Genomic DNA, 13,049 nt, shown 5'->3' with positions numbered 1-13,049 from the left:
ATGACCGAGGGCGCGCCGCTAACGACGATGAGATCGTGATGGATCAGTCCATGGTCGCCATGCGCGCATTGCTGTTGGACAGCTGCGCGATGCGGGTCTCGCTGACCTGCTTCATCGACTTGCGGCACTTGAAGTCCGGCGCCAGATCGGCGTTCACGCGGTTGCCCGGGTTGCAGGCAGCGGCGATTTCACGAGCGACGCGACCGCGAAACTGGTCGACGCTCTCGGCGTCGGCGAAGTTCACGCCGTCCGTGGAGACGCGCACTTCGACATTTTCACGGGGCTTGGCGAATCCGGCGCTCGAACCGACGAGCAGACCAGCCGCGACGAGGGCGGCGGCAACGATTTTCATGTCTGTTACTCCTGCAAACTCAATTTTTCTTTTCGGTAACTCTTGATGAAGTCAGGCTCGTGACGCTCTCAAGGAGCGTTCCTGAACCTGTCCAGCGTTCTTGAGTGCGCTTGCCGTCCAGATAGGTCTGGGGGCGTTCCCGGACAAGGCAAAATCGTCGCTGCGCCGCAGAAATCAGCCATTTTTTTGATGCTGCATGGCAGGAAAGCCATGCGCCCCTTGCAATGTCGCAGTACGCCAGGAGACAAGTTTTCGCGTGGCGCTCAACTCGCGGAAGTCACGCCGGCGGCGTTGTTCGATGGATTGCGCAAAATCGCGGCCACGTTCCAACCACGCGCGGGGCGATCATCCGCCATCAAGTCGAATTTTCGCATATTGTGGCATATGTTCAAAAGTTTACGCCCATCGTCGACCGTCGCAGGGGCAACCCTGCAAAGTCGGTCGCGTTGCCTTGACCCTAGCCGTGCCCACCGGCAGTCTGGACGATGCCGGCCCTGACAAGACAGCGCACAGCCGAGATCACCGGCGCGTTGTGCATTTATGTGCAACTTATTCTTACGCTGCATGGGCGAAATAAGCCGGCGAAATTATTTTCGTCACCCCCACCATATTCCACCCCGCAGGGCGTCGTGCGGCCGGTTCATGCGCTCGTCGCTCCCGATTTGCGCCGCCGTTTGTCGAGTCGCGCATCCACCCGGTTGTTTTGGATGGCGGCCTGATGCAAGGGAGAGGAGAACCGCAAACGCGGACAGACAGGCCCTCGGGGCAAGGACGACGGAACAGAGTCATGATAGCGACTGACAAGCCGATTGTGTTGTTTGGGGGTGGTGGTTTCGTCGGCCGCCACGTGGCGCAGGAGCTGCTGGCGAAGGGCTATCGCCTGCGCATCGCCCAGCGCGATCCGCGCCAAGCCTTTGCGCTGCGCACGCTGGGCGGCATGGGCCAGATCCAGTTTGCGGCCGTGGACATCACCCGCGCCGATCAGGTCGCCGCGGCCCTCACGGGCGCATCCGCCGCAGTCAACTTCGTCGGCCTGCTGACCGGCGATATGCACGCCGCGCATGTGGTGGGCGCACAGACCATATCCGAGGCTGCGGCGGCGGCGCGCCTTGAGGCGCTGGTTCACGTCTCCGCCATCGGCGCAGACGCTGCCAGTTCATCTGCCTATGGGCGGACCAAGGCCGAGGGCGAGGCGGCAGTCCGCAACGCCTTCCCGCGCGCGACCATCGTACGGCCCTCAATCCTGTTCGGGCAGGACGACCAGTTCACCAACCGCTTTGCCCGCCTGATCGCCTCGGGATCGACCCTGCCCGGCCAGATCGTCCCGGTGATCCGCGGCGAAACGCGCTTTCAACCCGTGCATGTGGTCGATGTGGCCCGCGCTATCGCGCAGGCCGCCACGCAACCCGAGGATCATGCCGGCCAGACCTATGAGCTGGGCGGCCCGGACACGCTCTCCCTGCGCCAGATCAACAACTGGATCGCGGCCGAGATCGGTCGCCCGTGCAGCTTCCTGCCCATCCCCGACGGTGTCGCCAAGGCACTGGCCATGCTGACCGGCTGGGCACCCGGCGCGCCAATCACGCGCGACCAGTTCGAGATGCTGCTGAGCGACAATGTCGTTGCGCCCGGCGCAGCGGGCTTCGAGCGGTTCGGCATCACCCCAGCCCCGATGGCGGCGATTGCGCCGGCATGGCTGGAGCAATATCGCAAGCAAGGGCGGTTCGGCGTCACGGCACGGGCCTGACGACCATCCGTTGGGGGCACTGGCGCTCGCAGCGCGCCCCTGCCCGCCCGCGCCAGACACCTGCCTCGTTTCAAGGATTGCGCCCGCATGGATAGCAACGTTTTCACCGCCATTCTGCTGGGCATATTGGAAGGGCTGACCGAGTTTCTGCCCGTCTCCTCGACAGGCCACCTCATTCTGGCGAGCGAGTTGCTGGGCTTTACCGGTGAATCGTCGGTGACGTTCAAGATCGCCATCCAGTTCGGTGCCATTCTCGCTGTGATGGCTGTCTACTGGCAGCGCTTCTGGGGCGTGGGCACGGGCCTGCTGAAGGGCCGGCCGGACGATATCGCCTTCACGCGCAACGTGTTCCTCGGCTTTGCGCCGGCGCTGGTCATCGGCGTTCTCGCCTATGAAGCGGTGCGCGCCGCCATCCAGACCCCGATGATCGTGGCGGTCGCCCTCATCATCGGCGGCATTCTGATGCTGATTCTGGAGCGGATGGTGAAGACCGTGCGGGTCAAGTCGGTAGAAACCATGCCGTTTACCACCGCGCTCGGCATCGGACTGGTGCAGTGCATCGCGATGATACCGGGCGTAAGCCGGTCCGGCGCGACCATTTTGGGGGCGCTGACCATGGGCGTCGACCGCAAGACGGCAGCGGAATACAGCTTCTTCCTCGCCGTCCCCACGATGCTCGCAGCGACCGTCTATGCGCTGTGGAAAGATCGCGCGCTGCTCAACGCCGACGATCTGGGGATGATCGCCATCGGTTTCGGCATGGCCTTCCTCACTGCGCTGTTCGTCGTGAAGGGCTTTGTCGCCGTCGTGACCCGCTACGGTTTCAAGCCTTTTGCCTGGTACCGAATCATAGCCGGGTCGATTGCGCTGATCGCCCTTTTGATGCGGTAGGACCGGATCGGACCTATAAGGGGTTTAGATAGCCTGTCCAAACCCTAAAAAATGGCCGTGCGCCACATTATAGGTCAGCAACACTGACCTTAATGTTGAGAAACGCGTGACTTCCGCGATTGTCGTCCCTATGTGCGGCGCCGAAAGGAAGGACCCCGCCCATGGCCGAGAATCCGATGCTCAAATTCGTTATTCGCCCGCAATCCTATCCGGAGAAACGGTCCGCGAACGAACGCGCGCATGACTTCCATGAGATTTCGGACGGGTTCGAAACGCCCAAGGCCGAGGATCAGGCCGCGCGCTGCTCGCAGTGCGGTGTGCCCTATTGCTCGGTCCACTGCCCGCTGCACAACCACATCCCGGACTGGCTGCGCCTGACCGCAGAAGGTCGGCTGCGCGAGGCGTATGAGCTCTCCAACATGACCTCCACAATGCCCGAGATCTGCGGCCGCATCTGCCCGCAGGACCGGCTGTGCGAGGGCAATTGCGTCATCGAATTTTCCGGCCATGGCGCCGTCACCATCGGCTCGGTCGAGAAGTTCATCACCGATACCGCCTGGGAAGAAGGCTGGGTCGAGCCGGTGCAGGTCGGCAAGGCGACCGGCTTCTCGGTCGGGATCATCGGCGCTGGCCCCGGTGGCCTCACCACGGCGGAATATCTGCGCGCGGCGGGGCATGAGGTGCATGTCTACGATCGTCACGATCGCGCCGGCGGCCTGCTGACCTATGGCATCCCCGGCTTCAAGCTGGAGAAAGAGGTCGTCATGCGCCGCGTCAAGCGGCTGGAGGATGCCGGCATCCAATTCCACATGGGCTTCGAGGTCGGCAAGGACGCCTCGCTGGCCGAGCTGCGCGAGCGGCATGACGCGCTCCTGATCGCAACCGGCGTCTACAAGGCGCGCGACATCAAGGCGCCCGGCGTCGGGACCACCGGCGTGGTCAGGGCGCTCGATTTCCTCACCGCCTCTAACAAGGCCGGCTTTGGGGATCATGTCCCCGCCCACGAGGATGGCTCGCTGCTCGCTACCGGCAAGGATGTCGTGGTGATCGGCGGCGGCGATACCGCCATGGACTGCGTGCGCACCTCGATCCGCCAGGGCGCCAAGTCAGTGCGCTGCCTCTACCGCCGCGACCGGGAGAACATGCCGGGCTCGCAGCGCGAGGTGCAGAATGCCGAGGAGGAAGGCGTCGAGTTCGTCTGGCTCTCCGCCCCTGTCGCCTTCGAAGGCACGGAGAAGGTCACCGGCGTGAAGATGACGCGCATGCGCCTTGGCCAGCCGGACGCTTCCGGCCGCCGCGCGCCGGAGCCGGAGCCGGGCAGCGAGACCAGCATTCCCGCCGATCTCGTCATCAAGGCGCTGGGCTATGACCCCGAGGATCTGCCGGTGCTGTTCGGCGAGCCGGGCCTCGCCGTCACCCGCTGGGGCACGCTGCGCGTTGACCATCGCAACATGATGACCAGCGTCGATGGCGTGTTCGCCGCCGGCGACATCGTACGCGGCGCCAGCCTCGTCGTCTGGGCCATCCGCGATGGCCGCGACGTGGCTGACCATATGCACAGCTATCTGCGTGCGCGGACGCCCAAGAAGCAGGCGGTGGCCGCATGACCGAGATCAATCGCAACTCCGCAGTTGAAAGAACAACCACCATGGTTCCTGAAACCGAACGCGACCGGATCGCCCGTGAGGGCATGTATCGCCCTGAATTCGAGGGGGACGCCTGTGGCGTCGGCCTCGTCGCGGCGACGGATGGCAAGGCCTCGCGCCGTGTGGTCGAGAGCGCCATCGATGCGCTCAAGGCCGTGTGGCACCGCGGTGCTGTCGATGCTGACGGCAAGACCGGCGACGGTGCCGGCATCCATGTCGATCTGCCGGTGCGCTTCTTCGACGATGCCATTTCCGCCTCCGGCCACAAGCCGCTGCCCAACCGCCTTGCCGTCGGCATGATCTTCCTGCCGCGCACGGACCTGGGCGCGCAGGAGACCTGCCGCACGCTGGTCGAGGCCGAGATCATCCAGGCGGGCTACCGCATCTATGGCTGGCGGCAGGTGCCGGTCGATGTCTCCGTCATCGGCGAGAAGGCGCAGCGCACGCGCCCCGAGATCGAGCAGATCCTCATCTCCGGCCCGATGCCCGAGGAGCAGGACGTCGCCGAGTTCGAGCGCGATCTCTATCTCGTGCGTCGCCGCATCGAGAAGAAGGTGATCGAGGCGCAGATCAACGACTTCTACGTCTGCTCGCTCTCCTGCCAGTCGATCATCTATAAGGGCCTGTTCCTCGCGGAATCGCTCTCGGTCTTCTATCCGGACCTGACCGACGAGCGCTTCGAGAGCCGCGTGGCGATCTTCCACCAGCGCTATTCGACCAACACCTTCCCGCAGTGGTGGCTTGCCCAGCCCTTCCGGTCGCTGGCCCATAATGGCGAGATCAACACGATCCGCGGCAACAAGAACTGGATGAAGAGCCACGAGATCAAGATGGCGGCGCTGGCCTTTGGCGAGCAGTCCGGCGACATCAAGCCGGTGATCCCGGCGGGTGCATCCGACACCGCCGCGCTCGACGCCGTGTTCGAGACGCTGTGCCGCGCCGGCCGCGATGCGCCGACCGCGAAGATCATGCTCGTGCCCGAGGCGTGGCAGCACAATGACGATGTGCCGCAGGCCCACCAGAACATGTACAACTATCTCGCCTCCGTGATGGAGCCGTGGGATGGCCCGGCCGCGCTCGCCATGACCGACGGCCGCTGGGCCGTGGCCGGCATGGACCGCAACGCATTGCGTCCGCTGCGCTACACACTCACCTCCGACAATCTGCTGATCGTCGGCTCGGAGACGGGCATGGTCGTGGTGCTGGAGACGACGGTGGTCAAGAAGGGCCGCCTCGGCCCCGGCCAGATGATCGCCGTCGATCTCGATGCCGGCCAGGTCTATGACGACCGCGCCATCAAGGACCGGATTGCCGGCGAGCGGCCCTATGCAGATTATGTGAAGGGCTTCCGCACGGCGGACGACCTCCCCGCCGCCGCCAATGACGCGCGCCCTCAGTGGGACCGCGCCGAGCTGGCGCGCCGTCAGGTCGCCGCCAACCTCACCATGGAGGACATGGAGCTGATCCTCAGTCCCATGGCCGAGGATGGCAAGGAAGCGGTCGGCTCGATGGGCGATGATGCGCCGCTGGCGGTGATCACCGAGAAGCCGCGCACGATCAGCCACTTCTTCCGCCAGAACTTCAGCCAGGTCACCAACCCGCCCATCGACTCGCTGCGTGAGCGGCACGTGATGAGCCTGAAGACGCGCTATTCGAACCTCGCCAACATTCTGGAGGAAGACCGCCAGAACAGCGAGGTGATGATCCTCGAATCGCCAGTGCTGCTGTGCGACGACTGGTCGCGGCTGAAGCGCTATTTCGGCAAGACGGTGGCGGAAATCGACTGCACCTTCCCGGCCGATGGTCCGCCGGATGCCCTGCGCGCGGCCATCAACCGCATTCGCGACGAGGCGGAAATCGCCGTGCGCGCCGGCCAGACCGAGCTGTTCCTCTCCGATGAAGCCATCGGGCCGGACCGCGTCGGCATCGCCATGATCCTCGCGGCGGCGGCGGTTCACACCCATCTCGTCCGCAAGGGCCTTCGCTCCTACGCGTCGATCAACGTGCGCACCGCCGAATGTCTGGACACGCATTATTTCGCGGTCCTGATCGGCGTGGGCGCCACGGCGGTGAACGCCTATCTTGCCGAAGCCTGCATCGCCGACCGCCATGCGCGCGGCCTGCTGGGCGACCGCAGCCTGGAGGCGTGCCTCGAGAACTTCCGCACGGCGATCAACGAGGGCCTGCTCAAGATCATGAGCAAGATGGGCATCGCGGTGATCTCCAGCTATCGCGGCGGTTACAACTTCGAGGCGGTGGGTCTTTCGCGCGCCATCGTGAACGATCTGTTCCCGAACATGCCCTCGAAGATCTCCGGCGAGGGCTATGCCTCGCTGCAGTATAACGCGCTCGTCCGACATGAGGCGGCCTTCAGCAAGGCCGTCGCGACGCTGCCGATCGGCGGTTTCTACCGTCACCGCGCGGGCGGCGATGCCCATGCCTATTCGGCGCAGCTCATGCACCTGCTGCAAACCTCGGTGAACACGGACAGCTACTCGACCTACCTGCAATTCTCGCGGGGCGTCTCGGAGCTGCCGCCGGTCTATCTGCGCGATCTGCTGGAGTTCAACTATCCCGATCAGGCCGTGCCGATCGACGAGGTCGAGGCGATCACCGAGATCCGCAAGCGCTTCGTCACTCCCGGCATGTCGCTGGGCGCGCTCTCACCGGAGGCGCATGAGACGCTGGCCATCGCCATGAACCGGATCGGCGCCAAGGCCGTCTCCGGCGAGGGCGGCGAGGATCGCTCGCGCTTCCAGCCCTATGAGAATGGCGACAACGCCAATTCGAGCATCAAGCAGATCGCCTCCGGCCGCTTTGGCGTTCACGCCGAATATCTGGGCGCCTGCGAAGAGATCGAGATCAAGGTCGCGCAGGGCGCCAAGCCCGGCGAAGGCGGCCAGTTGCCCGGCTTTAAGGTGACCGAGTTCATCGCCAAGCTGCGCCACTCGACGCCCGGCGTGACGCTGATCTCGCCGCCGCCGCACCACGACATCTACTCGATCGAGGATCTGGCCCAGCTCATCTACGACCTCAAGCAGATCAACCCGCGCGCGCGGGTCTGCGTGAAGCTGGTGAGCCAGGCGGGTATCGGCACGGTCGCGGCGGGTGTCGCCAAGGCGCATGCCGACGTCATCCTCGTGTCCGGCAATGTCGGTGGCACCGGTGCCTCGCCGCAGACGAGCATCAAGTTTGCCGGTCTGCCGTGGGAAATGGGGCTGGCCGAGACCAATCAGGTGCTCACGCTCAACGGCCTGCGCCACAAGGTGAAGCTGCGCACGGATGGCGGCCTCAAGACCGGCCGCGACATCGTGATCGCCGCGATCCTGGGCGCCGAGGAATTCGGCATCGGAACGCTGAGCCTCGTCGCCATGGGCTGCATCATGGTCCGCCAGTGCCACTCGAACACCTGCCCGGTGGGCGTGTGCGTGCAGGACGAGCGCCTGCGGGCCAAGTTTACCGGCACGCCGGAGAAGGTCATCAACCTGATGACCTTCATCGCCGAGGAAGTGCGCGAGATCCTGGCGCGTCTGGGCTATCGCAGCCTGGATGAGGTGATCGGCCGCACCGAACTGCTCAAGCAGGTCAGCCGTGGCGCCGAGCATCTGGACGATCTGGACCTCAACCCGATCCTCGCGAAGGTGGATGCGGACGACGACAAGCGCCGCTTCAACCTGCCGACGTGGCGCAACGAAGTGCCGGACAGCTTGGATGCGCAGATGATCGCGGACGCGCAGGCGGTGTTCGAGCGTGGCGAGAAGATGCAGCTCACCTACACGGTGCGCAACACGCACCGCGCCGTGGGCACGCGCTTCTCGGCGCTGATCACCAAGAAGTTCGGCATGTCCACCCTGCAGGATGGGCACGTCCATGTCCGTCTGCGCGGCACGGCCGGCCAGTCGCTGGGCGCCTTCCTGTGCAAGGGCATCACGCTGGAAGTGTTCGGCGATGCCAACGACTATGTCGGCAAGGGCCTCTCGGGCGGCATCATTGCCGTGCGGCCGATGGTCTCCAGCCCCCTGGCGAGCCAGGAGAACACGATCATCGGCAACACGGTGCTCTATGGCTCCACCGCCGGCAAGCTGTTCGCAGCCGGTCAGGCCGGCGAGCGTTTCGCGGTCCGCAACTCCGGCGCGCAGGTCGTCGTCGAGGGCTGCGGCGCCAATGGCTGCGAATATATGACCGGCGGCACTGCCGTGATCCTCGGCAAGGTCGGCGCCAATTTCGGCGCGGGCATGACCGGCGGCATGGCCTTCATCTATGATGAGAGCCGCACCTTCCCGGCCCATGCCAATGCCGAGAGCATCGTCTGGCAGCGGCTGGACAGCGCCCATTGGGAAGGCGTGCTCAAGGATCTGGTCGAGGAGCATGTCGCGCGCACGGACAGCGACTGGGCCAAGTCCATCTTGCACAGCTGGGAGCGCAACCGCGATCACTTCTGGCAAGTCTGCCCGAAGGAAATGCTCAGCCGCCTCAAGCAGCCGCTGTCGGACAAGCAAGAGGTCGTCGCGGCGGAATGAAGACGAGACCCCCGGTGGTGACGCCGGGGGTTTTTTCTTGGCGGATGATGGCGAGTGAGAAGCGCGGCAACGCGCCTCAGCGGTGGGTTCTGATCATTCCTGCAGAAGCGGCGCGGCGATGACAGGCGCGGCGGCCAGACGCGCGGCGACCTTCGCCGGAACCGGCTCCTGCACGCGCAAGGGCGCTGAGGGCGGCGAGACAGAAACGCGGGCCGCCGGGGCTGGTCGCGTCGGCTCCTGCAAGTCGACCGCCTCATAAGGCGGCAGCGGCGCATAGTCCGCCGGCATCGGTTCCAGATAATCCCGGTGGCGGTTCAGGCCCGCATCGCATCCTTCACAATGGTAGCTGGACGGGCCGTCACGCATCGCTGCGCTTGCATAGGCGCGATCCTCGAAGGACGAGGACGTTTCCTCGGCGCCGGCCCCGCTCCAATACGCAGCCAGTTCGTCTGCACCAGTAGGGCGGCCTGCCCCATTTGCCGTGACAAAATTGCCGAGCACCACGCCGCCAGTTCCGCCCGCCAACAAGACGGCGCCGATAAACCCCCATGTGCGTGCGCTGGTGTTCATGGTCCTGTCCCTTATCAGATCTCGCCTTCTCGGGCACTCCGCCGTCGGGGATGCTGTCTTTGGAACAAGTCCCCTCGCCGCCATTGGTTCCAGCAGCGCAAGTTTCAGCTATGATCGGCCTCGCTGGCGATTTAAGAGCCGCGCATGTGGCATCTCTATCAGTTTCCGCTCTGTCCCTTCTCGCGCAAGGTCCGCTTTCTCATGGCGGAAAAGGGCATCGTGTACGAAACGGTGCGCGAATCGCCCTGGGAAGGTCGGGATGAATTCCTCGATCTGAACCCTGCAGGCACCACGCCGGTGATCGTAGCTGATGACGGCCATGCGACGCTGGCGGACAGTCAGGCGATCTGCGAATATTTCGAAGAGACGGTGGACAAGTTCCCGCTGATCGCGGGCTCGGCGCTGGATCGCGCGGAAGTGCGCCGGCTGGTCGCCTGGCTGGACCAGATCGTCTACCGCGATGTCGTGGCGCCGCTGCTCAACGAGCGGATGATCAAGCGGGTCGTCTCCCGCACCTCACCCGATGCCGGGGCGCTGCGCGAGGCGATGCGCCGCGCCAACACGCATATGGATTATCTCGATTATCTGCTCGACCATCGCAGCTGGCTGGCCGGCGGAACGATGAGTCTGGCAGACATCGCCGCCGCCGCGCATATCTCCGTCGCGGATTATCTCGGCGGCATCGACTGGGAAGGCCATGGCCAGACCAAGCGCTGGTATGCCGGCATCAAGTCACGCCCCTCCTTCCGCCCGCTGCTGGCGGAGCGGATGGAGATCGTGACGCCGCCTAAATATTACGATCAGCCGGATTTCTGAGCGGGCTCAGTGCTCGGTTTCAGCCGCGATATAGACGCGGTTGCGGCCATGTTCCTTGGCCAGATACAGGGCGCGATCCGCGGCCTTGAGCGCATCGCGCGGCTCGGTGTAGCCAAAGACATCCGCCACGCCGCCTGAGAAGGTCACGCGGTCCATGCGTTCGCCGGTTTTGCGGTCGACAAGATTGCGCTGCGCCATGTCGATGCGTGCATCGTCCACGACCTTGGCGGCTTCCGCGACGGTCAGCCCGCGGAAGAGCATCACGAATTCTTCGCCGCCGTGGCGCGCGACATGGCATTTATCGCCGGAAATCTTGGCGAGCAGGCCGGCAACGAACTTGAGCACCCGGTCGCCTGCATCATGGCCATGCGTATCGTTGATGACCTTGAAATGATCGATATCGCAGAAGGCGACGCACAGGGATTCGCCGTCTTCGCGCGCTTTGACGGCTTCCTCACGCAGCGTGTTTTCGAATGCGCGGCGGTTCGGCAGGCCGGTCAGATGATCCTGCTCGGCCGCCTTGCGGGCGCTCTCCAGGTTTTTCTGCAGCAGCCGCGTCTGCGTCTGCCCCTCACGCATCTTGCTTTCGACTTCGCGCGTCTTCTCGATCATGCTGCGGGTGAGCAGAATGAGATTGCCCAGTGCTTCCCCCGCATCCGACTGCTCCAGCGTAGCGGCCTGCTTCTGCAAGGCGACGCCGAAATCCTTGGCGGACGTGCTGGATTGATCGACAATGCCGGTGATCTGATCAAGATTGGCCTCGACTTTCTTGAGCATGTCGGCCAGCGTATCAGGGGTCAGTTCCTCGGCCCGCTGGTCGACGATGATCTGCTCAACGGCGCCGTTGGTGAGCTTCCCCCGCTCCATCAGAATCGCGCGGACCGCCTTTTCCACGGCGATGTCGTTGCCGGTGATGTAATCCAGCGCCAGCCCGAAGTTGAGCGGCGTCAGATCAAGATCATGGGCGAAGAGAAAGCTGCCGACTTCTTCATAGATCATCTTGCGCCGCTCGCTCTCGCGACGAAGATGCGCATTGCCCTCCTCGCGCCGAGCCCCCTCGACGATGTGCGCGCTTTCGGACGCACCTTCCGTGATGCCCAGAATGCGGCCCAACCGGGCCAGCTTCCCACCAAAACTCTCAGACGGCACTTGCGCGGCAGACATGCCTGATCTCCTCCAACGCCGCCCTTCTAGCCGGCTGTGGTAAACAAAGCTTTGAAGGTGACGGGCTGAATTGCGACTGAAATGCAAAAAGCTGTCAGGCGGTCAGACCAGATCGCCCAGCAGCAATTTGGGCCGACTGCCGCTTTCGCCCCGCGCTTCCGCCATGAACCGATCCTTGAGCGGCCCGAGCTTCTGCACGGCGGACAAGCCCAGCCGACGGATCGCCGAGACCGGTCGGCCGGGCACATCGAACAGGCGGACGAGGCCATCCATCATGATCGTCACGCTCAGCGCGTCCAGCGCCCGCCAGCGCTGGTAGCGGGCGAGCAGTTGTGCATCGCCCGGCTCCATGCCGGTGCGCATGCCTTCCACGATCACCTGGGTGAGCGCCGCGACATCGCGATAGCCAAGGTTGACCCCCTGGCCGGCGATCGGATGGATGCCGTGGGCAGCGTCACCCACCAGCGCCAGCCGCTCGTCGATGATCCGGGCAGCGCGGTGATAGCCGAGCGGGTAACTCTGCATGGGCGCCGCGAGGCGGATTCGGCCGAGGAAATTCCCCATCCGCTTTTCCGCCTCCGCCAGCCAGGCGTGCTCGCCGAGCTTGAGATAGGCGGCCGCGTGTTTTGTCGGCACCGTCCACACGATCGCCGAGCGATTGCCCGGCAGCATCGGCAGCAGCGCGAACGGCCCGCCCGGGTAGAAGATTTCATAGGCGGTGTTGCCGTGCGGATCGTCATGCTCGATGGCCGTGACCAGCGCGGTGTGGGGATAATCCCATTTCGCCACTGTGATGCCAGCCGCCGCACGCGTCGGGCTGCCCCGGCCTTCCGCGCCGACGAGCAGGCTCGCGCCGATCTCGGCGCCGCTTTCCAGCCGCACGCGCACGCCATGCGCATCCCGCACTGTCTCCACGGCCCGGTCGGGCTGGAAGCGCACGATGTTGGCCGCGTCCGCCGTGGCCTCGATCGCGGCCCGCAGCTCGCGATTCTCGACCATGAAGCCCATGGCGCCATCATCGGGATCGGGCGCGAAATCGAGCGCGCCGCCGGTCAGCCCTTCGCTCACCCAGATCCGGTCGATGGGGCAGGTCTTGCCGGCAAGGCGCGGCGCGATGCCGATGGCCTCGAACTGGCGCCAGCTTGCCGAGGAAATCGCGGAGGTACGTCCATCGAAGCTCTGCGCAGGTACGCGCGCGGGCGCCGCCGGATCGACAATGGCGCTGCGCACGCCATGGCGTTCGAGTGCGACGGCCAGCGTCAGCCCGACAAGACCGCCGCCCAGAATGATGACATCATAGCGTTGCATGGGTCCATTCTAGCGAGGGCGGAGGGCGAAGGCGA

General features: G+C 64.8%; 9 protein-coding genes. 5 read left to right on the top strand and 4 right to left on the bottom strand.

Features of this window, described 5'->3' with window-relative positions; genetic code table 11:
- Positions 1-43: 43 nt before the first annotated feature.
- A complete protein-coding gene (locus M2341_RS03960) occupies positions 44-352 on the bottom strand; it encodes a UrcA family protein (RefSeq protein ID WP_264572066.1) in 309 nt (102 codons plus the stop codon).
- A 787-nt stretch (positions 353-1,139) separates the two neighbouring features.
- Between M2341_RS03960 and M2341_RS03955 the strand changes: the two genes are divergently transcribed.
- The 4 genes from M2341_RS03955 to gltB all read left to right on the top strand — a co-directional run bounded on the left by M2341_RS03955 (position 1,140) and on the right by gltB (position 9,156).
- Positions 1,140-2,099, top strand: coding sequence for a complex I NDUFA9 subunit family protein (locus M2341_RS03955; RefSeq protein ID WP_264584299.1), 960 nt, complete (start codon positions 1,140-1,142; stop codon positions 2,097-2,099).
- Between the two features lie 87 nt (positions 2,100-2,186).
- The gene (locus M2341_RS03950; protein ID WP_264574480.1) at positions 2,187-2,990 is read left to right on the top strand and encodes an undecaprenyl-diphosphate phosphatase; all 804 of its coding nucleotides are present in this window, start codon (positions 2,187-2,189) and stop codon (positions 2,988-2,990) included.
- A 161-nt stretch (positions 2,991-3,151) separates the two neighbouring features.
- Complete coding sequence (locus M2341_RS03945; protein WP_264584298.1) at positions 3,152-4,597, top strand: NAD(P)-dependent oxidoreductase; 1,446 nt, start codon at positions 3,152-3,154, stop codon at positions 4,595-4,597.
- A 41-nt stretch (positions 4,598-4,638) separates the two neighbouring features.
- Positions 4,639-9,156 (top strand): glutamate synthase large subunit, encoded by a 4,518-nt coding sequence (gene gltB, locus M2341_RS03940; protein ID WP_264584297.1) that lies wholly within the window; start codon positions 4,639-4,641, stop codon positions 9,154-9,156.
- Between the two features lie 93 nt (positions 9,157-9,249).
- Here the strand turns inward: gltB and M2341_RS03935 are convergent, their stop codons facing one another.
- Positions 9,250-9,726: a hypothetical protein gene (locus M2341_RS03935; RefSeq protein WP_264584296.1), complete on the bottom strand. Its 477-nt coding sequence runs from the start codon at positions 9,724-9,726 to the stop codon at positions 9,250-9,252.
- Positions 9,727-9,870: 144 nt separating this feature from the next.
- Between M2341_RS03935 and M2341_RS03930 the strand changes: the two genes are divergently transcribed.
- A complete protein-coding gene (locus tag M2341_RS03930) occupies positions 9,871-10,542 on the top strand; it encodes a glutathione S-transferase family protein (RefSeq protein WP_181558743.1) in 672 nt (223 codons plus the stop codon).
- A gap of 6 nt (positions 10,543-10,548) precedes the next feature.
- Here the strand turns inward: M2341_RS03930 and M2341_RS03925 are convergent, their stop codons facing one another.
- Both M2341_RS03925 and M2341_RS03920 read right to left on the bottom strand, forming a co-directional pair.
- Positions 10,549-11,706, bottom strand: coding sequence for a sensor domain-containing diguanylate cyclase (locus tag M2341_RS03925; protein ID WP_264584295.1), 1,158 nt, complete (start codon positions 11,704-11,706; stop codon positions 10,549-10,551).
- 102 nt (positions 11,707-11,808) lie between these two features.
- Positions 11,809-13,014, bottom strand: coding sequence for an FAD-dependent monooxygenase (locus tag M2341_RS03920; protein WP_264574475.1), 1,206 nt, complete (start codon positions 13,012-13,014; stop codon positions 11,809-11,811).
- Positions 13,015-13,049 lie beyond the last annotated feature (35 nt).

This window comes from Sphingobium sp. B7D2B (assembly GCF_025961895.1).
Lineage (GTDB): Bacteria > Pseudomonadota > Alphaproteobacteria > Sphingomonadales > Sphingomonadaceae > Sphingobium.
The sequence above is the reverse complement of the archived record's forward strand: the minus strand, read 5'-3'. Positions and strand labels throughout refer to the sequence as shown.

Bases quoted from the DNA above. Each gene is read 5' to 3' on its own strand.
- M2341_RS03950 (WP_264574480.1), top strand. From the start codon at position 2,187: ATGGATAGCAACGTTTTCACCGCCATTCTGCTGGGCATATTGGAAGGG.
- M2341_RS03960 (WP_264572066.1), bottom strand. From the start codon at position 352: ATGAAAATCGTTGCCGCCGCCCTCGTCGCGGCTGGTCTGCTCGTCGGT.
- M2341_RS03955 (WP_264584299.1), top strand. From the start codon at position 1,140: ATGATAGCGACTGACAAGCCGATTGTGTTGTTTGGGGGTGGTGGTTTC.
- gltB (WP_264584297.1), top strand. From the start codon at position 4,639: ATGGTTCCTGAAACCGAACGCGACCGGATCGCCCGTGAGGGCATGTAT.
- M2341_RS03920 (WP_264574475.1), bottom strand. From the start codon at position 13,014: ATGCAACGCTATGATGTCATCATTCTGGGCGGCGGTCTTGTCGGGCTG.
- M2341_RS03935 (WP_264584296.1), bottom strand. From the start codon at position 9,726: ATGAACACCAGCGCACGCACATGGGGGTTTATCGGCGCCGTCTTGTTG.
- M2341_RS03930 (WP_181558743.1), top strand. From the start codon at position 9,871: ATGTGGCATCTCTATCAGTTTCCGCTCTGTCCCTTCTCGCGCAAGGTC.
- M2341_RS03945 (WP_264584298.1), top strand. From the start codon at position 3,152: ATGGCCGAGAATCCGATGCTCAAATTCGTTATTCGCCCGCAATCCTAT.
- M2341_RS03925 (WP_264584295.1), bottom strand. From the start codon at position 11,706: ATGTCTGCCGCGCAAGTGCCGTCTGAGAGTTTTGGTGGGAAGCTGGCC.